This window comes from Methylobacterium sp. EM32 (genome assembly GCF_040593685.1).
Classification (GTDB): domain Bacteria; phylum Pseudomonadota; class Alphaproteobacteria; order Rhizobiales; family Beijerinckiaceae; genus Methylobacterium.
The window spans coordinates 19,713-38,125 of the sequence record NZ_JBEXZS010000008.1; the positions used below are offsets into that span (position 1 = coordinate 19,713).

Sequence of the window (18,413 nt, forward strand, 5' to 3'; positions counted from 1 at the left end):
CGGGTCGTTGGCCCGGCTGGGCCGTTCATCGCGCGCTGACTCTGACGGGCGAAAAGCGTGGATGGCGCCCGTGACCGGAAGGCAACGTGTGGGCAAAATCCCTGTCGGCCGGGAGCGTGGCGTTTGCTTCGCCGGGGATTCCCGATAGAAGCGAGGCTAGGACCAGGGGCCTTCGCACTCGCGAGAGGGTGATCGTCTGCGGGTGTAAACCCGTGCCGCCAAAAAATGAGACGGGCCATTTGATGATGTCGATGACGGGTAAGCGCCGGCGTGCGTCGGCGAGAGGCGCCATTGTCATGGCCGCCACCATCGCCGCCAGCGGCAGCGCCTTCGCGCAGCAGATTGTCGTTCAGGGCAACACCCGGATCGACGCAGAGACGGTCCGTTCCTACGTGGTCGGCGTGTCGCCCGAGGAGGGCCGCCGCAACCTGATCGCCAGCGGGATGTTCTCCGACGTGCGCGTGGCGCACAACGGCGGTCGCATCGTCGTGTCGGTGCGCGAGAACAACACGATCAACCGCGTCTTCTTCGAAGGCAACAAGAAGGTCGAGAAGGGGACGCTCGAGAGCATCGTCGAGTCGAAGTCGCGCGGGCCCTACAGCCAGGCGACGGTCAATTCCGATCTCGAGCGCATCCGCGAGGTCTACCGCCGGGCCGGTCGCGGCCTCGCCAAGGTGTCGGTCCGCACCGTCGACCTGCCGAACGGCCGCGTCGACGTCGTCTACGCGATCGACGAGGGCGACAAGACCGGCGTCAAGGAAATCCGTTTCGTCGGCAACCAGGTCTACTCGGATGGCCGTCTGAAGGACCTGATGACGCTGTCGGAGATGAACCTCCTCAGCTTCGTCAAGACCTCGGACGTCTACGATCCCGACCGGCTCGCCAACGACCTCGACCTGATCCGGCGCTACTACCTGAAGAACGGCTACGCCGACTTCCGGGTCGCCTCGGCGGATTCGCGCTTCGACGACGCCGCCGGCGGCTGGATCATCACCATCACGGTCGAGGAAGGCCAGCAGTACCGCGTCGGCGCGGTCTCGGTCGATTCCCGCATCCCGGGCGTCGACGGCACGGTGCTGCGCGACGAGCTGCGCACCGGCGTCGGCGACGTCTACAATGCCGAGGACGTCGAGAAGACGCTCACCGGCGTCACCACCTCGGTCGCCCGCTCCGGCCACCCCTTCGCGCAGGTCCGCCCGACCGGCGAGCGCGACCGCGCCACCGGCACCGTCGCCCTCGGCTACATCGTCGAGGACGGCCCGAAGGTCTACATCGAGCGCATCAACGTGCGCGGCAACACCCGCACCCGCGACTACGTCGTGCGGCGCGAGCTCGACCTCACCGAGGGCGACGCCTACAACCGCGTGCTGGTCGACCGGGCCGAGCGCCGCCTGAACGGCCTCGGCTTCTTCAAGAAGGTGCGGTTCTCCAACGAGCCCGGCTCCGCCCCCGACCGCGTCGTCGTCAACATCGACGTCGAGGATCAACCGACCGGCTCGTTCTCGGTCGCCGGCGGCTACTCGACGGCGGACGGGATCATCGGCGAGGTCTCGGTCTCGGAGTCGAACTTCCTCGGCCGTGGCCAGTATGTCCGCCTCGCCGGCACTGCCGGCCAGTATACCCGCGGCGTCGACTTCTCGTTCACCGAGCCGTACTTCCTCGGCTACCGCCTGGCGGCCGGCTTCGACGTCTTCAACAAGTACAGCGACCAGACCCGCTACTCGCGCTACATCACCGACGTGGTCGGCGGCCAGCTCCGCCTCGGCCTGCCGATCACCGAGGAGTTCGGCATCACGCTGCGCTACTCGATCTACAACACCGACCTGAAGATCCCGAACACGCTCAAGCGGCCGTACAACGACTGCTCGTTCCCGATCCCGGGCTACACCAAGACCTGGGATCCGGGCACGATCATCAACGGCCAGAATGTCGGCGGCCTGGCGCAGTACCCGAACTGCGCCTACGACGGCGAGGCCTCGATCGCGCTGAAGGAGGCGGTCGGTTCGACGCTGACCTCGCTCGCCGGCGTGACGCTCGCCTACTCGACCCTCGACAACCTGCAGCTGCCGCGCAACGGCTTCTACGGCGAGTTGAAGCCCGAATATGCCGGCATCGGCGGCGACTCGAAGTTCTTCCGCGTCACCGGCGAGGCCCGGTACTACAAGGAGCTGTACGAGGACGTCGTCGGCTTCGTGAAGGTGCAGGGCGGCCACGTCCTGCCGACCGAGGGCAATGCCCTGCGCGTCACCGACCAGTTCTTCCTCGGCCCGTCGCTGGTGCGCGGCTTCGCGCCGAACGGCATCGGCCCGCGCGACGTCGGCTCCGCCGATGCCCGCTCGAACGCGATTGGCGGCACGACCTATGTCGGCGCCTCGGTCGAGGTGCAGTTCCCGATCTGGGGTCTGCCCCGCGATCTCGGCCTGAAGGGCGCGGTCTTCGCCGATGCCGGTACGCTGTTCGGCTACAAGGGCAGCCGCGCCTTCGACGTGAACCGCGACGGCTTCATCAACGGCACCGCCCCCGGCGGTGCCTGCAACTTCAACGCGCTCACCATCGGCGTCGAGCCGGAATGCGTGAACGTCCGCGACAAGGCCACGATCCGCTCGTCGGTCGGCGCCTCGATCCTGTGGAACTCGCCGCTGGGCCCGATCCGCTTCGACTACGCCTACGCCCTCTCGAAGGACGAGGGCCAGAAGGTGTTCGGCGCCGACGGCACCTATTACGGCAAGGTCGGCAAGGACCAGACGCAGGCCTTCCGCTTCTCGGGCGGCTCGCGCTTCTGACCCTATCCGGGGGCGCCGCCGGCGCCCCCGCTTCGATCGACGGCCGCGGAGCGCGCAGCTTCCGCGGCCGTTTTCGTTTGTGCCCTCCGTCCCGACCGGTTAGTCCGGGCGCCCTCCCCTCGACGGGAGGATGGCGGTCCGGCCCGATCCGGCCGCCGGGCCAAGGCGGATGCAGGCGATGTCGGAACCGGTCTTCTTCCCCCTCGCGGGGCCCGTCCCCTTGCGCGAGGTCGCGTCGCTCTCGGGCGCCGCCCTGCCGCCGGGCGCCGACGGCGAGGCGGTGATCCGGGCAGCCAGCCCCCTCGAGAGCGCCGGTCCCGACGACCTCGCCTACATGGACAACGCGAAATACGCCGACGCGCTCGGCGCCACGCGGGCACGGGCCTGCCTCGTCACCCCGCGCTTCGCCGCTCGGGTACCGGAGGGCACGATCGCTCTCGTGACGCCGCAGGCCTACCGGGGTTTCGCGACGGTGCTGGCCCGGCTGTTCCCGAGCGCCGCCCGCCCGGTCTCGCTGTTCGGCGCCACCGGCGTGTCCCCGGGCTCCTTCGTCCACCCGACCGCCCGGCTGGAACCCGGCGTGGTGGTCGATCCCGGCGTGGTGATCGGGCCCGAGGCCGAGATCGGCGCCGAGACGGTGCTGGCGGCGGGCTGCGTCGTCGGCCCGCGGGTGCGGATCGGCCGGGGTTGCGCCATCGGGCCCAACGCCTCGGTGCTGCACGCCTTCCTGGGCAACCGGGTGATCGTCCATGGCGGCGCCCGCATCGGCCAGGACGGGTTCGGCTTCGCCATGGGGCCGGGCGGCCACCTCAAGGTGCCGCAGGTCGGCCGGGTCATCATCCAGGATGACGTCGAGATCGGCGCCAACACCACCATCGACCGGGGTGCCAGCCGCGACACGGTGGTGGGCGAGGGCACGAAGATCGACAACTTGGTGCAGATCGCCCACAACGTCGTCATCGGCCGCCACTGCGTCATCGTCGCCCAGGTCGGCATCTCGGGCTCGACCACGCTCGAGGATTACGTCGTGCTCGGCGGCCAGGTCGGGGTGGTGGGCCATCTGCGCATCGGCATGGGCGCCCAGATCGCCGGATCGAGCAACATCAACAAGGACGTGCCGGCGGGCGCCCGCTGGGGCGGCACGCCGGCCAAGCCAGTGCGCGAGTGGTTCCGCGAGATGACGACGCTCAAGAACCTCGCGGCGCGCTCCCGCGACGAGGGCGGCGAGGGCTGAACCCGAGTTCCGCGCGGTCGAATGCGTTCGGCCTCGCGGGCCAGCCCGCAAGGCCCCCTTCTGCCGGCGCCGATGTGCCGGACGTCCCGGCCTCGAGCCGGGACGCCACGGAGGAAGCCGGCCGCCGCGCTCCCGCCGCAAATCGCTTGCATCCGCGCCGCTTCTCGCCAAAGACGGCGCACCGACGACCGGATCACGTCCGGGGCAGCCATGAGGGAGCCTGACACCATGACCGAGATGCCTGCCGAATTGGGTACGGCCGACATCCTGCGGGTGATGGAGCTGCTGCCCCACCGCTACCCGTTCCTGATGATCGACAAGATCGTGCAGATCGACCGGGACGAGAGCTGCATCGGCATCAAGAACGTCACGATCAACGAGCCGCACTTCACCGGCCACTTCCCGGCCGCCCCGGTCTTCCCCGGCGTGCTCCTGATCGAGGGCATGGCCCAGACCGCGGGCGCGATCTGCTGCGCCCACAAGCTCAAGGGCGACGCCAAGCCGAGCAAGGTCTTCTTCATGACCATCGACAAGGCGAAGTTCCGCAAGCCGGTCGTGCCCGGCGACGTGGTCGAGTACCACATGCGCAAGACCAGCAACCGCCGCTTCATGTGGTGGTTCAAGGGCGAGGCCAAGGTGAACGGCGTGCTGGTGGCCGAGGCCGAGATCGGCGCGATGCTGGTGACGGAATGAGCGACATCCTCGAGACCCGCATCCACCCGAGCGCGGTGGTGGAGGACGGTGCGGTGATCGGCGCCGGCGTCGAGATCGGGCCGTTCTGCCATGTCGGGCCGCAGGCCGTGCTCGGGGACGGGGTGCGGCTGGTGAGCCACGTCGCGGTGGCGGGCCGCACCACGGTCGGGCCGCGCACCCGGATCTACCCCTTCGCGTCGATCGGCCATCCGCCGCAGGACCTGAAGTTCCGCGGCGAGGACTCGACCCTGACGATCGGCGCCGATTGCCAGATCCGCGAGGGCGTGACGATGAACCCCGGCACCGCCGGCGGCGGGCTGACCACGGTGGTGGGCGACGGCTGCGCCTTCCTCGCCAACAGCCATGTCGGCCACGATTGCCGGGTCGGCAACCACGTCGTGTTCTCCAACAACGTCATGCTGGCCGGCCATTGCCAGGTCGGCGACTACGCGATCCTCGGCGGCGGCGCGGCGGTGATCCAGTTCGCCCGGGTCGGTGCGCACGCCTTCGTCGGCGGCCTGTCGGGGCTGGAGAACGACCTGATCCCCTACGGCATGGCGGTGGGCAACCGCGCCCACCTGTCGGGGCTCAACATCATCGGGCTGCAGCGCCGCGGCTTCTCCCGCGAGGAGATCCACGCGCTCCGCAAGGCCTACCGCCTGCTCTTCGCCCTCGAAGGCACGCTGATGGAGCGGGTCGAGGACGTGGCGACGGAGTTCGACCAGCACCCGATCGTGCAGGAGATCCTCGCCTTCATCCGCGAGGGCGGCAAGCGCTCGGTCTGCACGCCGCGCGAGGCCCCGGGCCCTGCGTGACGAGCCCCGTGTAATGGCCGCCGCGGCGGTGCGGCCTTCGACCGCGACGGGCCCGGTCGCGATCGTGGCTGGGGCCGGCCGGCTGCCGCTCCTCATCGCCGCCTCCCTCGACCGGGCCGGGCGCTCCTGCCGCGTGCTGGCGATCCGGGGCTTCGCCGATCCGGCGACGCGGCGGCGGGCCGACGCCACGGTCGACCTCCTCGACGTGCGCGGCGCCCTCGACACCTTGAGCGCCTGGGCGCCCGCCGGAGTGACGCTGGCCGGCGCCGTGGCGCGGCCGAGCCCCGCGGCTCTCCTCAACACGCTCGCCGCCTACCGCAACCGCGACACCCTGCGCTCGCTGGCGTCGGGCGGCGACGACCACCTGCTGCGCGGCGTGCTGGCGCTCCTGGAGGAGCACGGCTTGCAGGTGCTCGGCGTGCGCGATCTCGCGCCGAACCTGATGGCGCCGCAAGGCCGCCTCGGGGCCCTCGGGCCGGACGAGGCGGCGGAGGCCTCGGTCGCGGCCGGCCGGGCGCTGCTCGCCAGCCTGTCGCCGCACGATGTCGGCCAGGCCGCCGTGGTGGCGAGCCGGCGGGTGCTGGCGGTCGAGGGGCCCGAAGGCACCGACCGGATGCTGGCCCGGGCCCGGGCGCTCGCCCGCCGCCCCTTCGGCCTCGGGCGTCCGCCCGCCGGGATGGTGCTGGTCAAGCGCGCGAAGGACGGCCAGGACCTGCGCGTCGACCTGCCGGCGATCGGCCCGCGCACGGTCCAGCGCGCGGCGGAGGCGGGCTGCCTCGGCATCGCGGTCGGGGCCGGCGACACCCTGGTGCTCGACCGGGCGGAGACGGTGGCGCTCGCCGACCGGCTCGGCCTCTTCCTCCTCGGCTTGCCCCCCGACCCCTCTCCCCCCGATTCCCTGCCGCCCGATCCGGAGCCCGCCCGTTGAGCGCGCATCCCGACCTTGAGCGTCCTCTCACCGTGTGGCTGGTGGCCGGCGAGGAATCCGGCGACCAGCTCGGCGCCAAGCTGATCCGCTCGCTGCGTGCCCTCTCCGACCGGCCCCTCGTCCTCGCCGGCGTCGGCGGCGACGCGATGGCGGCGGAGGGGATGGACTCGCTGTTCCCGCTCGAGGACGTGGCGGTGATCGGCTACCTCGCAGTGGCGGCGCGGATCCGCCTCCTGATGCGCCGCATCCGCCAGACCGTGCGGGCCTGCGTGGCGGCCCGTCCCGACGTGCTCGTCATCATCGACAGCCCGGGCTTCACCCACGCGGTGGCGAGCCGGGTCCGCCGGCAGGTGCCGGACCTGCCCGTGGTCGATTACGTCAGCCCGAGCGTCTGGGCCTGGCGCCCGTGGCGGGCGAAGACCATGCGCGGCTACATCGACCACGTGCTCGCCCTGCTGCCGTTCGAGCCCGACGCCCATCGCCGCCTCGGCGGGCCCACCTGCACCTATGTCGGCCACCCGCTGATCGAGCGCTTGGGGGACTTGCGGCCGGGCCCGGCCGAGGCCGCGTCCCGCCAAGGCCCCTCCCCGGTGCTGGCGGTGCTGCCCGGCTCGCGCCGCTCCGAGATCGAGCGGCTGATGCCGATCTTCGGCGCGGCGCTGGCGCGCGTACAGGCGCAAGGCCACGCCTTCACGGTCGAGCTGCCGGCGGTGACGCGCCACCGCGCCCTGATCGAACGCCTCTCCGCCTCCTGGCCCGTGCGCCCGCGCCTGATCGACGGCGAGGCCGACAAGCTCGCGACCTTCCGGCGGGCCCGCGCGGCGCTCGCCGCCTCCGGCACGGTGACGCTCGAACTGGCGCTTTCCGGCGTGCCGATGGTGGTGGCCTACCAGGTGCCGAAGATCGAGGAGGTGATCGTGCGCCGCCTGATCCAGGTGCCGACGATCGTGCTGCCGAACCTGATCCTGGGCGAGAACGCGATCCCCGAGCTGATTCAGGCCGAGTGCACCCCGGAGCGGCTGGCGGCGGCTTTAGCCCTGCTCCTGCCCGAGGGCCCGGCCCGGGCGGCACAGGAGGCGGCGCTCGCCCGCCTCGACGCCACGATGCGGCTGCCCGACGGCGACGACCCGAGCCGCAGCGCGGCGCGAATCGTGCTGGCGGCGGCCCGTCGGCGGTCCTCTACCGGCTCTTGAGGTAATCGAGCATCGTCCCGGCATCCGAAACCGCGAGGCCGACGCCCGGCGGGTCGTCGCGAAAGCCGGGCTCAACAAACATCTTCCGGATCGTGCCGTCCTCGACATGCATGGAGTAGCGCCAGCTGCGCATCCCCATGCCCTGGCGGCCGCGCTTGACCAGCATGCCCATCTGGCGCGTGAAGTCGGCATTGCCGTCGGGCAGCATGAACACCTTCTCGATTCCCTTGGACCTGGCCCACTGGAACATCACGAAGGCGTCGTTGACCGACAGGCAGACCACCTGGTCGATGCCGAGGGTGGAAAAATCGTCGGCGTGCTGCTCGTAGCCCGGCAGGTGGTCGTCGGAGCAGGCCGGCGTGAAGGCGCCGGGGAGCGCGAACAGCACGATGTTGCGGCCGCCGAACACCTCGGCGGAGGTGAGGTCCTTCCACTCGAACGGGTTGGGGCCGCCGAGGGCCTCGTTCCTGACGCGGATGTGGAAGGTCACGTCCGGCACGGTGGCGGGCTGCATCGAAACCTCGCGGGCAAGCGAAACGGGCGCCACGAGCCTAACCCCGCGGCCGGTTCGCCGCCACGGCAAACATCGTCCGGGACGCGGAGCGGGGGCGAGGCCGGATCATCCGCCCTCCGGCTCTGTTCGATCGCCGAGAATGGGTTTGTCCGGGACTAAGCCGAAGCCTTTGTTCCAGACGAGATCGCTTCTCCCTGCCGTCACTTCTCGGATCATTTCGTTCCGGAATCAAACCGCGGCAAAGTCGCGCTGCTGAAAATCGTGCGCTATCCTTTGGGGTCGGTTGATCTTCGCGGTCGGTGCCTATCTGATCGCGGGTGACTGAGGCCGGACCGCGTGCCGCGTGGCTCAGAAACGGCATGGGGGTAACGGATGGTGGACATAGCGGAGAAGCCGGATCTCGGCGGCCTGGGGCCCGCCGTCACCGTGCGCGGCCCGCGCGCCGTTCACGACACCCATTCGGATATCTTCTTCGCCGCCGTCGAGACGACGCGGATGCCGATGATCGTGACCGATCCGCACCAGCCGGACAACCCGATCGTCTTCGCCAACCAGGCCTTCCTGCGCATGACCGGCTACCGGCCGGAGGATCTGGTCGGCAGCAATTGCCGCTTCCTGCAAGGTCCCGAGACCGACCGCGAGACGGTGGCGGAGGTCCGCCGCGCCATCGCCGAGCGGAAGGAGATCGCGACCGAGATCCTGAACTACCGCAAGGACGGCTCGACCTTCTGGAACGCGCTGTTCATCTCGCCGGTCTACGACAAGAAGGGCGAGCTGGTTTATTTCTTCGGCTCGCAGCTCGATGTGTCGCGCCGGCGCGACGCCGAGCAGGCCCTGCACCAGGCCCAGAAGATGGAGGCGCTGGGGCAGCTCACCGGCGGCATCGCGCACGACTTCAACAACCTGCTCCAGGTCATCAGCGGCTACACCGACGTGGTGCTGGCGCTCGCCGAGCATCCGCGGATCGATGCGAGCCGGCTGACGGGCGCGGGTGAAGCCATCCGCGCCGCGACCGACCGGGCGGCGCGCCTCACGCACCAGCTCCTCGCCTTCGCCCGCAAGCAGCGCCTCGACGGCCGGGCGCTCAACCTCAACACCCTCGTGCGCGGCATGAACGAGATCACCGGGCGCACGCTGGGCGACCACGTCGTGGTGAAGACCGAGCTCGCGCCGGATCTCTGGAACTGCCGCATCGACCCGACCCAGGCCGAGGTGGCGCTGCTCAACGTGCTGCTCAACGCCCGCGACGCGATGCCGGGCGGCGGCACGGTGACGATCAGGACCGAGAACCTGACCATCGACGACGAGATGGCCCTGCTGCTGCTGGTGCGGCCGGGCCCCTACGCGGTGGTGCAGATGCAGGATACCGGCCTCGGCATGCCGCCCGAGATCCTGGCACGGGTGATGGAGCCGTTCTTCACCACCAAGGAGGAGGGGCGCGGCACGGGCCTCGGCCTCGCCATGGTCTACGGCTTCGCCAAGCAGTCCGGCGGCACGGTGCGGATCACCTCCGAGATCGGCCAGGGCACGACCGTACGCCTGCTCTTCCCGGCGACCGACCAGGCCGTCGCGACCGAGCGCCGCCCGGCCTCGCGGGCGGCCGACCGCACCGGCACCGAGACAATCCTGGTGGTCGACGACCGCCCGGACGTCGCCGCGACGGCAAAGGTGATCCTGGACGATTTCGGCTACACGGTGCTCGTCGCCCACGGCGCCGAGGAGGCGCTCGACCTCCTCGACAGCAGCGGCAAGGTCGACCTGCTGTTCTCCGACCTGATCATGCCCGGCGGCATGAACGGCGTGCTGCTGGCCCGCGCCGCCCGCGAGCGCCAGCCGCGGATCAAGGTGCTGCTGACCACCGGCTACGCCGAGGCCTCGATCGAGCGCACGGATGCCGGCGGCAGCGAGTTCGAGATCATCAACAAGCCGTACCGGCGGATGGAGCTGGCGCGGCGGGTGCGGCTGACCCTGGATGGGCCGACGGGGGTGGGTTGATCGCTGCTCTGGAGCACTTCGCGATCGCGCTGCCATCGCGAAGTTCTTCAGATCTTCGAGTTTGTCCCATTTTCTCCGACGAACCGGAATCCGCTTCGTCGAAAGATGCTCTAGACCAGCGCCATCACGCGACTGGGACCGCCGGTCGCGCCCTTCACCTTGGGGCCGCCCAGGACGAGATGGGCGCCCTTCGCCGGCAGGGTGTCGAGATTGGCGAGGCATTCCACGCCCCATCGTCCGCTCGGCAGCCAGGAATAGTGTACCGGGAACGAGCCGGTCTCGATGCCGAGGTCGAGGGACAGCGTGTCGACGCCGAGCCCCTTCACCTTGCGCTCGGTCAGGAGCATGTGGGCCGTCTCGCCGTGGAAGCCAGGCGTGTGGTTCTTGCCCTGCGCATCGCGGCCGACGAAGCGCGGCGAGGCGAGGAGCCGCCCCCAGCCCGAATGCATGGCGACGCAGCACCCTTCGGGCAGCGGACCGTGCTTGGTCTCCCAGGCCTTGATGTCGTCGGGCGTGACGGCGCTGTCTGGGTTGTCCTGCGCCCTGGCGGCGATGTCGATGACCGCGAGCGGCACGACGAGGTCCGTCACCGGGAGCAGGTCGACGCTCATCCCGTCGGCGGAGAAGTGGAGCGGCGCATCCATGTGGGTCCCCGTATGCTCCATCAGGGTCCAGCGATTGATGTTCAGCTTCTCCTTGGCGTAGGTGAAGACGGGCTCCATCGTGAACCACTTGGACCCGTCGAACGTCGGAAATCCCTCATAGAGGGCGTGCGTCAGGTCGACGACGTCGGTGAAGCTACGCGTTACGGCCGGCGCGGCCGGTGCGGCTCCCGCGTCCGGCGGAAATCCGGCCGATGCGACGGCGACGGCCGCGAAGCCGGTCTTCAGCAGGCCGCGGCGGGTGGCTTTGCGGCAGATGGCGTTGAAACATCCCGTCGGGCACATGGTCGTTTCCTCGATGACCTTGTCGTTGGCGGCAGCGGGCATGACCCGCCACGGACCGCGACGGGACATCCGACCTCTGCCTCCATCAATGTACCATACGGTTCGTTCACGTCCACGTCGCGTCAGCTTCCCCGATAGTCTTGACCGGGAGATCTCGTCATGTTTCCGCAGGGTTCGCCCCGGAACAGGCCGCTCCGCCAATCCGGATCGGAGACATTTGGCCGCCTCGCCGGCACTCAGAAATTGTAGCCGACGCGCAGGCGCATCTGGTGCCGGTCGAAGCTCGACAGGTCGAGGGGGCCCGGCTCGTCCGCCGCCCGGCCGGCGACCTGGAAGCTCCAGGTGAACGAGGCCCAGGCCTGCGGCGAGAGGGTCGTGTAGAGCGTCGGCCCGAGATAGAGCGCCTCCCCGGCGAGCCGGCCGAGCGCCAGGCCCTCGTAGGTCCGGGCGTAGCGCGCCTCGGCCCCGGCGAAGAGGCCGGGCCGGATCTGGTAGGACAGGGCGGCGGCGGCCTCGATGCCCGATCCGCGGACTTGTTCGCTCGAGGCGCCGAGCCGCGTCGACGCGAAGGCGAAGCCGAGATTCACCGCCGCGACCAGCTTGCCGGGAATCAGCTCGCGGTCGGCCAAGAGACCGATATCCGTCCCGAAGCTGCGCACGGGCGCGCCCGAACCACCATCGACGGTGCCGTAGGCCGGCACGATGCTGAGCGTGAGGCCGAACGGCGCGGCGCGGCGGTCGAGCAGGCGCAGGCGGGTCTCGAGGAAGCCGCCGTTGACGCCGCCCGTGGTGCGGGCCGGGCCGCCGGCGGTGCCGATGTCGTAGGCGTTGAAGGTGACGCCCGGCGCCAGGCGAAAATCGTTCGATAGAGGCATCTTCAGGGCGAGGCCGCTGTCGACGGCGAGGAAGCGGCCCAGGCGCTTGCCGAGCCGTCCGCTCGTCTCCCATTCCAGCTCCGCCTCACCAGGCACGCCGAGGTCGCTGCCCTCGACGAAGCCGAACAGGTGCTCGCTGTCGATGTCGCCGGGGGTCAGGTTCTCGGCGGCGGTTGGAAGGGATTGGGCACCGGCGCGATGGACGCCCTGCCCGATCGCCAGACAGGCCAGGATGATGGCGGCAGCGCCGGGCGGGACAGGGGAACGGGCTTGGCGCATCGCAAGGGCTCATCATTATAGCTAATGCTATAACTGATAGAGCTGGCCATTTCGTGCGTCAACGGCGTCGATCCGACCGAGGCCGTGGGCGGATCGGTGGGCGGCCGCGAGGGCATTCGATCAGCCAAACGCGCCCGCCGGCCATGGCTCGACAGCAAGATCCGTCCAGTCCCCTGCGACACCGTACGCGCACCGGCGGAATGTCGCGCTCGTCTCTGCACAGTCGTGCGATTCGCCCAGGAACCCGCCATCCGCTCATATGTTATCGAAACACTCACGGCGGCACGCCGCAGATCACGGGAGATACGAAAATGGCGGACAAGAAGCAGCAGTCTCAGTCGCACAATACTGACGACAACACCCGCCACAACCACAAGAATCCGGATGCGCCGAACCAGGGCACCGTCCAGCACTCGGATGACGGCCGCCTGAAGGAGAACCGCGACAAGGGCATCCATCGCGGCGACAAGGAGTAAGGGTTTTCCCCGATCGGGGCTGGAGGGCCGCCGCGAGGCGGCCCTTTCGTTTTGGATTCAGGCCTTTCCCACTCACGACCTCATCCTGAGGTGCTGCTGCGCGCAGCAGCGCCTCAGGATGAGGTTGCGGGTGGGACGGAAGAGAAAGTCTCTGCTTCGAACCGCTTTCAAGCCGCCGGCCGGCCGTCGCGCCAGGGTCGCAGCGGGCCGGGAATGCGGAAGTCCCGCGGCACCGCGAAGTCGCGGGCGGCGCCGTGGGCGGCAGCGAGGCCGCGGGGGAAGCCGCTGCGGTTGTGGTACTCGTAAGCACCCCGATTCGCCGGGCGCTTGTCGGCGGCGAGACCCTGGACGCAGACGATGTCGGCGAGCGTCACGCCAGCCACCGCCGCGGTGGCGAGCGCCAGGGTGCCGGCGCGGGGGTTGTCGCCCTCGAAGCCGGTCGCCAGGGTGGCAAGGTCGAGGGCGTCGCCCGCGACCCGGCCCCAGATCCACGGGGTGGGGTCGTGGCTCATCAGGATCGCGGCGCCGGTGGCGACCTCGCGGGCGCCGTAGGCCTGGATCAGGGCTTCCCGGCCCTCCAGGCCGAGCGCCCGGCACAGGGCCCGGGGCGCCAGGATCTCGGCGACGCCGAGGCCGATCGAGAACCAGCCGAGGCCGCGGGCCAGCGCGTCATGCGCGGAGCGGGAGCGGGGATCGACGGTGCGCTTCATGGCTGAGCTCGTCATGGCTGACTCTCTCATGGCCGGATCATCACCTTGATGCAGCCGTCCTGCTTGTCCCGGAACGTCCGGTACATCTCCGGCCCCTGCTCCAGCCCCACCGTATGGGTGATGACGAAGGACGGGTCGATCTGCCCCTCCTCGATCCGCCGCAGCAGGTCGTCGGTCCAGCGGTTGACGTGGGTCTGCCCCATCCGGAAGGTCAGGCCCTTGTTCATCGCCGCGCCGAACGGCACCTTGTCGATCAGGCCGCCATAGACGCCGGGGATCGACAGCACGCCGGCCGGGCGGCAGGCCATGATCATCTGGCGCAGCACGTGCGGCCGGTCGCTCTCCAGCATCACCGCCTGCTTGGCACGGTCGTAGATCGCGTCGAGCGAGGAGGTGGCGTGCGCCTCCATCCCGACCGAATCGATGCACTTCTCCGGCCCCTTGCCGTCGGTCATGTCGTTGAGCTTGGCGACGACGTTGGATTCTTGCGTGAGGTCGATCGTCTCGGCGCCGCCGGCCCGGGCCATGGTCAGGCGCTCCGGCACCCGGTCGATGGCGATGACGCGCCTTGCGCCGAGCAGGATCGCCGAACGGATCGCCATCTGGCCGACCGGGCCGCAGCCCCAGATCGCCACGGTATCCTCCGGCTGGATGTCGCACTGCACCGCAGCCTGCCAGCCGGTCGGGAAGATGTCGGAGAGAAAGAGGAGCTTCTCGTCCGGGATGCCGTTGGGCACCTTGATGTGGGTGGCGTCGGCGAAGGGTACCCGCAGGTACTCGGCCTGGCCGCCGGCATAGCCGCCGGTGAGGTGGGTGTAGCCGAACAGGCCCGCGGTGGTGTGGCCGAAGGCGGTCTCGGCGAGCTTGGCGTTGCGGTTGGTGCGCTCGCAGACCGAGAAGTTGCCGCGCTTGCACTGCTCGCACTGGCCGCAGATGATGGTGAACGGCACCACGATCCGGTCGCCGACCTTGAGCGACCTGTTGTCCCGGCCGACCTCGACCACCTCGCCCATGGTCTCATGGCCCATGATGTCGCCCGACTTCATGCCCGGCATGAAGTGGTCGTAGAGGTGCAGGTCGGAGCCGCAGATGGCGCAGGAGGTCACCTTGATGATCGCGTCGCGCCCGTCCTCAATCGTCGGATCGGGGACCGTGTCGCAGCGGATATCCGCAGTGCCGTGCCAGACGAGGGCCTTCATCGCTGATCGGTCTCCGGGGCTCGTGCCGCGGAGACCGGGATTGGCTGTCCGCGCGCACGGACCGCTCGCCGGCCGGGATGCTCATACTCCCTACCGGTAGGCGGCGATGCCCGGACAACCGATCAGCGTTGGGCCTGTTCCTTGATGCTTGCCGTCAGCGCGGAGTCTCCCAAGAAGGGCTCGCGCCTCAGCGCGGCCGGGACGCGGCGCCGCCGCGGCGCAGCTCCAGGGTGGCCCAGCCTTCGATCACGCGGCGCCGGCGCAGGCGGAAGCCTTGCGCGGCATAGGCCGAGAGTACGCCCGGCACGTCGCGGGGGATCAGGCCGGAGAGCACTAGGGTGCCGTCGGTCGCCACCGCGCGGGCGAGGCTCGGCGCCAGCCGGGTCAGCGGCCGGGCCAGGATGTTGGCGAAGACGAGGTCGAAGGCGCGGGTGTGGCGGGCGAGCGGGTGGCGCAGGCCCGGCGCCTCGTAGAAGGCCATCAGGTTGGCGAGGCCATTGAAGGCGGCGTTGGTCCGCGCGGTCGCCACCGCCTCCGGGTCGAGGTCGCCGGCGACCACCGTCGTGTGCAGCAGGCGCGCGGCGGCGAGCCCCAGGATGCCGGTGCCGGTGCCGACGTCGAGGATGCGGTGGGGACGGCGGCGCTTCACCTCGTCGACGAGGGCCAGCAGGCAGCCGAGGGTGGTGCCGTGATGCCCGGTGCCGAAGGCGAGCGCCGCCTCAATCTCGATCGGCAGGTCGTTCGGCTGCACCCGCCCGCGGTCGTGCGAGCCGTGGACCAGGATGCGCCCGGCCCGCACCGGCTTCAGCCCTTCCAGCGAGGCGCGGACCCAGTCCTGCTGGTCGATCGCCGCGAAGGTGGCCTCGTCGGCGGCGTCGCCGAGGATCGGGCGGATCAGCTCGCGCACCGCCTCCTCGTCCGGCTCCTCGGAGAAGTAGGCCTCCAGGTGCCAGGACTTGCCGTCCTCGGCCTCGAAGGCCGCGACCGCGGTCTCGGTCGGGTCGAACACCTCGCCGATCAGGTCGGTCATGGCGCGGGCCGCGCGCTCGTTCGTGTCGAGACGCAGCACGTGGGTCGGGCGGTGGGGCGGCAGGCCTTCGAGCATGCCTGGCGCCATAGCATCCGCGCCGCCCGCCGTCACCGCCCCGTCACGCCCGCGCGGCATCTCTCTCGCCAACCGAATCGCCCTGCCGCCCTCCAGCCGACGTGGCAGCGGCGACACAGTCGGCCTGCCGCTGGGGAATCATCCTCCGCCCCTGCGGAACCGGCGCACCGGATCGGCGTTCTTAGCGGCGCCGGTCGCCAGAAACCGGCCGTTGAAGGATCGTACGATGCGTACCCGAGTTCGCGAGCAGGTTCGGCCGGATGCGTCCGCCGCCCCGGCTCAGACTCCCGTGCGGGATCTTCCCGTCCTGCGGGACACCGCCACTTCGCGCGAGGCCGCACCCTGGCGCCGCGCGGCGCCGCTCACCGCCGAGGATACGGCCCTGCCGGGCCGCATGCTCATGCTGCTCAGCCGGCTGCACCGGAACGAGATGCAGCGAATGACCGACGCGGAGGCCGCCGGCGCCGCCCCGTCGCGGGGCGCTTGAGAGCGGCCCGCATCCCATGCGACTTCGGGCGATCGCGCAGGCGGTCTCCCGAAGCCGTCGATCGGGCCTGACGCGTCTGAAAATCAGAGCCCGTTCGAGATATCGGACAATCTTCACACCATCCTCGTCATTCCGGGGCTCGCCGAAGGCGAGAGCCCGGAATCCGGAAACTCAGGTGATGCCGAACGAGGCGAATTGCGCTCCGCTTTATCCTGAACATCCTGCGGCTCTGGATTCTGGGCTCCGCTGCGCGGCCCCGGAATGACGTGCAGGGTGTCAACGCCGCGGGATCCGGGCGAACAGGCTCCGGCGCATCCGAGCCTTACGCTCCCAGGCGCGAGCCCAGGCGGGCATCCGGCACGTAGCCGCGGTTCCAGGTCGGGCTGATCACCACCTCGTTCAGGCAGACATGCTTCGGGCGCGTGGCGACGAACAGGATCAGCGCCGCCATGTCGTCGGGCTGCAGCATGCGGGCGCGGTCCTCGGGCGTCACCGGCACCGGGCGCTTGTCGAGGATCGGGGTCGCGACCTCGGCCGGGCACAGGACCGTCGAGCGGATGCCGTTGACGCATTCCTCCATGTTGATGCTGTGGCTCATCGCCACGACCGCGTGTTTGGCCGCCGTGTAGGCCGGCCCGCTCACCGGGCTGACGAAGCGCCCGGCCCAGGAGGCGGTGTGGATCAGGACGCCGTCGCCCTGGGCCCGCATCAACGGCAGCACCGCGAGGGAGGCGTAGAACGCGCTCGACAGGTTGGCCTGGATCACCTCCTGCGCGCCCTGCGGCGACAGGGCGTCCCAGCGCCGCTCGCGCACGTTGCTGCCGGCATTGCTCACCAGCACGTCGAGCCGGCCGAACCGCGACGCGATGCCCTCCACGATGGCCGTGATGCGGGCCGCATCGGTGACGTCGCCGGGCTCGACCACGGCCTCGCCCCCGGCTTCCGCGATGCGCGCGGCGAGCGCCCGCAGCGGCTCCTCCCGGCGCCCGGTCAGCACCACCCGGGCGCCCGCTCCCGCGAGGGCCAGCGCCGCCGCCTCGCCGATGCCGCTGCCCGCGCCCGTCACCCAGGCGACCTTGCCGGCAAGATTCGTCGCCGTGTCCTGCGCCATGTTCTGGGCCATGTCCCGTCTCTTCCCGTTCGGCGGCACCCTTGCGCCCGTTCAGCGGGGCGGGCCGTCCATCCGGCTTGTCTGCCAAGGTACGACGGCGTCGCGCAAGAGCGATGATCGGGCGGGCGGGCGCCGATCGTCCGGAAGGGCCGCTTTCGGGAGGGGGTTGGGGCTCGGAGCCGTTTGATGGGCCGCTACCGACTTATCACCCTCCGCGTCATTCCGGGGCCGCGTAGCGGAGCCCGGAATGATCCGAAGAGCGTCGAGACTGTCAAGACAGGCCTCAGAACCTGTTTGACTGCTGAGTAGATTTTATCCTACCTACAACCTCATCCTGAGGTGTTAGTCGATTGAAAATCGACTGACCTCGAAGGAGGCCTCCAGTTCCCGCCGAGATCTCTGGAGGCCTCCTTCGAGGCTCACTTCGTTCGCACCTCAGGATGAGGTCGTGGGTGGGAGACGAAAGTGTCTCTCGGTGCCGGAATCGCAAGCCAAACAGGCCCTCAGCCGCCCGACTTGGCGCTCGCCGTCAGGTCGACATCCACCCCGACCTGCAGGGCGACCATCGAGTCGTTGGCCCAGGAGCCCTGGCCGACGCCGTAATCGGTGCGCACGAGGTCGAGATGGCCGACCGCGTGGGCGGTGCCGCCCGAGACGGTGAGGCGGAACGGCAGGGTCACGTCCTTGCGCATCCCGCGGATCGTCAGCGTGCCGACGGCGTCGTAGGCGTCGCCGCCCTTCGCGACGAAGCGGGTCGCCTCGAAGCGGGCCTGCTTGTCCTTGGCGGCGTTGAACCAGTCGGCCTGCGGCAGGGCCTCGTCGCGCTGCTTGTCGCCGGTCTCGGCGCTGGTCAGGTCGATCAGCACCACGGCCTTGCCGGCCTCGGGCTTCTGCGGATCGAAGCTGATCTGCGCGTCGTAGCGGGTGAAGCGGCCCTTGAACGGCGCACCGACCTGGGTGCCGGAGAAGCCGATGCGGCTCTTGGCCGGATCGACGGTCCAGTCGGCGGCCTGCGCGGCGACCGGCACCGCGAGAAGGCCGAGGGCGAGGACGAGAGACTTCATCGCGA

The 18,413-nt window shown here is 70.1% G+C and carries 17 protein-coding genes; 9 read left to right on the plus strand and 8 right to left on the minus strand.

The features are described from left to right. Window positions 1-242 precede the first annotated feature (242 nt). The 6 genes from bamA to lpxB all read left to right on the plus strand — a co-directional run bounded on the left by bamA (window position 243) and on the right by lpxB (window position 7,646). Window positions 243-2,783, plus strand: a complete 2,541-nt coding sequence (bamA, locus tag ABZT49_RS01560) for an outer membrane protein assembly factor BamA (protein ID WP_355282113.1) — start codon at window positions 243-245, stop codon at window positions 2,781-2,783. Between the two features lie 178 nt (window positions 2,784-2,961). Next, window positions 2,962-4,017, plus strand: a complete 1,056-nt coding sequence (lpxD, locus tag ABZT49_RS01565) for a UDP-3-O-(3-hydroxymyristoyl)glucosamine N-acyltransferase (RefSeq protein ID WP_355282116.1) — start codon at window positions 2,962-2,964, stop codon at window positions 4,015-4,017. A 237-nt stretch (window positions 4,018-4,254) separates the two neighbouring features. Further along, window positions 4,255-4,710, plus strand: coding sequence for a 3-hydroxyacyl-ACP dehydratase FabZ (gene fabZ, locus ABZT49_RS01570; RefSeq protein WP_395413591.1), 456 nt, complete (start codon window positions 4,255-4,257; stop codon window positions 4,708-4,710). Further along, complete coding sequence (lpxA, locus tag ABZT49_RS01575) at window positions 4,707-5,525, plus strand: acyl-ACP--UDP-N-acetylglucosamine O-acyltransferase (RefSeq protein WP_355282121.1); 819 nt, start codon at window positions 4,707-4,709, stop codon at window positions 5,523-5,525. The genes fabZ and lpxA overlap by 4 nt, the downstream gene beginning before the upstream one ends. Before the next feature lie 13 nt (window positions 5,526-5,538). Next, entirely contained in the window at window positions 5,539-6,453 is a 915-nt protein-coding gene (locus ABZT49_RS01580; protein WP_355282124.1) for a UDP-2,3-diacylglucosamine diphosphatase LpxI domain-containing protein, read from the plus strand. Further along, window positions 6,450-7,646, plus strand: coding sequence for a lipid-A-disaccharide synthase (gene lpxB / locus ABZT49_RS01585; protein ID WP_355282126.1), 1,197 nt, complete (start codon window positions 6,450-6,452; stop codon window positions 7,644-7,646). The genes ABZT49_RS01580 and lpxB overlap by 4 nt, the downstream gene beginning before the upstream one ends. Here the strand turns inward: lpxB and ABZT49_RS01590 are convergent. Then, window positions 7,633-8,160 (minus strand): peroxiredoxin, encoded by a 528-nt coding sequence (locus tag ABZT49_RS01590; RefSeq protein WP_355282129.1) that lies wholly within the window; start codon window positions 8,158-8,160, stop codon window positions 7,633-7,635. The genes lpxB and ABZT49_RS01590 overlap by 14 nt on opposite strands. 372 nt (window positions 8,161-8,532) lie before the next feature. On the opposite strand from ABZT49_RS01590, the gene ABZT49_RS01595 reads away from it, so the two are divergent. Continuing rightward, window positions 8,533-10,155: a hybrid sensor histidine kinase/response regulator gene (locus ABZT49_RS01595; RefSeq protein WP_355282130.1), complete on the plus strand. Its 1,623-nt coding sequence runs from the start codon at window positions 8,533-8,535 to the stop codon at window positions 10,153-10,155. A 110-nt stretch (window positions 10,156-10,265) separates the two neighbouring features. On the opposite strand, the gene ABZT49_RS01600 is transcribed toward ABZT49_RS01595, so the two are convergent. After that, window positions 10,266-11,102: a cyclase family protein gene (locus ABZT49_RS01600; RefSeq protein WP_407943431.1), complete on the minus strand. Its 837-nt coding sequence runs from the start codon at window positions 11,100-11,102 to the stop codon at window positions 10,266-10,268. A 236-nt stretch (window positions 11,103-11,338) separates the two neighbouring features. Beyond that, window positions 11,339-12,256, minus strand: a complete 918-nt coding sequence (locus tag ABZT49_RS01605; RefSeq protein ID WP_355282136.1) for a hypothetical protein — start codon at window positions 12,254-12,256, stop codon at window positions 11,339-11,341. Window positions 12,257-12,567: 311 nt separating this feature from the next. Here ABZT49_RS01605 and ABZT49_RS01610 point away from each other — a divergent pair, with 311 nt between their 5' ends. After that, complete coding sequence (locus ABZT49_RS01610; protein ID WP_162596075.1) at window positions 12,568-12,732, plus strand: hypothetical protein; 165 nt, start codon at window positions 12,568-12,570, stop codon at window positions 12,730-12,732. Window positions 12,733-12,899: 167 nt separating this feature from the next. Here ABZT49_RS01610 and ABZT49_RS01615 read toward each other — a convergent pair whose 3' ends face one another. The 3 genes from ABZT49_RS01615 to ABZT49_RS01625 form a co-directional block, all read right to left on the minus strand. Next, window positions 12,900-13,457: a cyclase dehydrase gene (locus tag ABZT49_RS01615; RefSeq protein ID WP_355282139.1), complete on the minus strand. Its 558-nt coding sequence runs from the start codon at window positions 13,455-13,457 to the stop codon at window positions 12,900-12,902. 11 nt (window positions 13,458-13,468) lie between these two features. Next, window positions 13,469-14,641, minus strand: coding sequence for a zinc-dependent alcohol dehydrogenase (locus ABZT49_RS01620; RefSeq protein ID WP_355282142.1), 1,173 nt, complete (start codon window positions 14,639-14,641; stop codon window positions 13,469-13,471). 187 nt (window positions 14,642-14,828) lie between these two features. Continuing rightward, complete coding sequence (locus ABZT49_RS01625; RefSeq protein WP_355282395.1) at window positions 14,829-15,746, minus strand: 50S ribosomal protein L11 methyltransferase; 918 nt, start codon at window positions 15,744-15,746, stop codon at window positions 14,829-14,831. A 226-nt stretch (window positions 15,747-15,972) separates the two neighbouring features. Between ABZT49_RS01625 and ABZT49_RS01630 the strand changes: the two genes are divergently transcribed. Then, window positions 15,973-16,233, plus strand: coding sequence for a hypothetical protein (locus ABZT49_RS01630; protein ID WP_355282144.1), 261 nt, complete (start codon window positions 15,973-15,975; stop codon window positions 16,231-16,233). A gap of 322 nt (window positions 16,234-16,555) precedes the next feature. Here ABZT49_RS01630 and ABZT49_RS01635 read toward each other — a convergent pair whose 3' ends face one another. Continuing rightward, a complete protein-coding gene (locus ABZT49_RS01635; protein ID WP_355282147.1) occupies window positions 16,556-17,356 on the minus strand; it encodes an SDR family oxidoreductase in 801 nt (266 codons plus the stop codon). Between the two features lie 491 nt (window positions 17,357-17,847). Continuing rightward, a complete protein-coding gene (locus tag ABZT49_RS01640; RefSeq protein WP_355282150.1) occupies window positions 17,848-18,408 on the minus strand; it encodes a YceI family protein in 561 nt (186 codons plus the stop codon). Window positions 18,409-18,413: the final 5 nt, after the last annotated feature.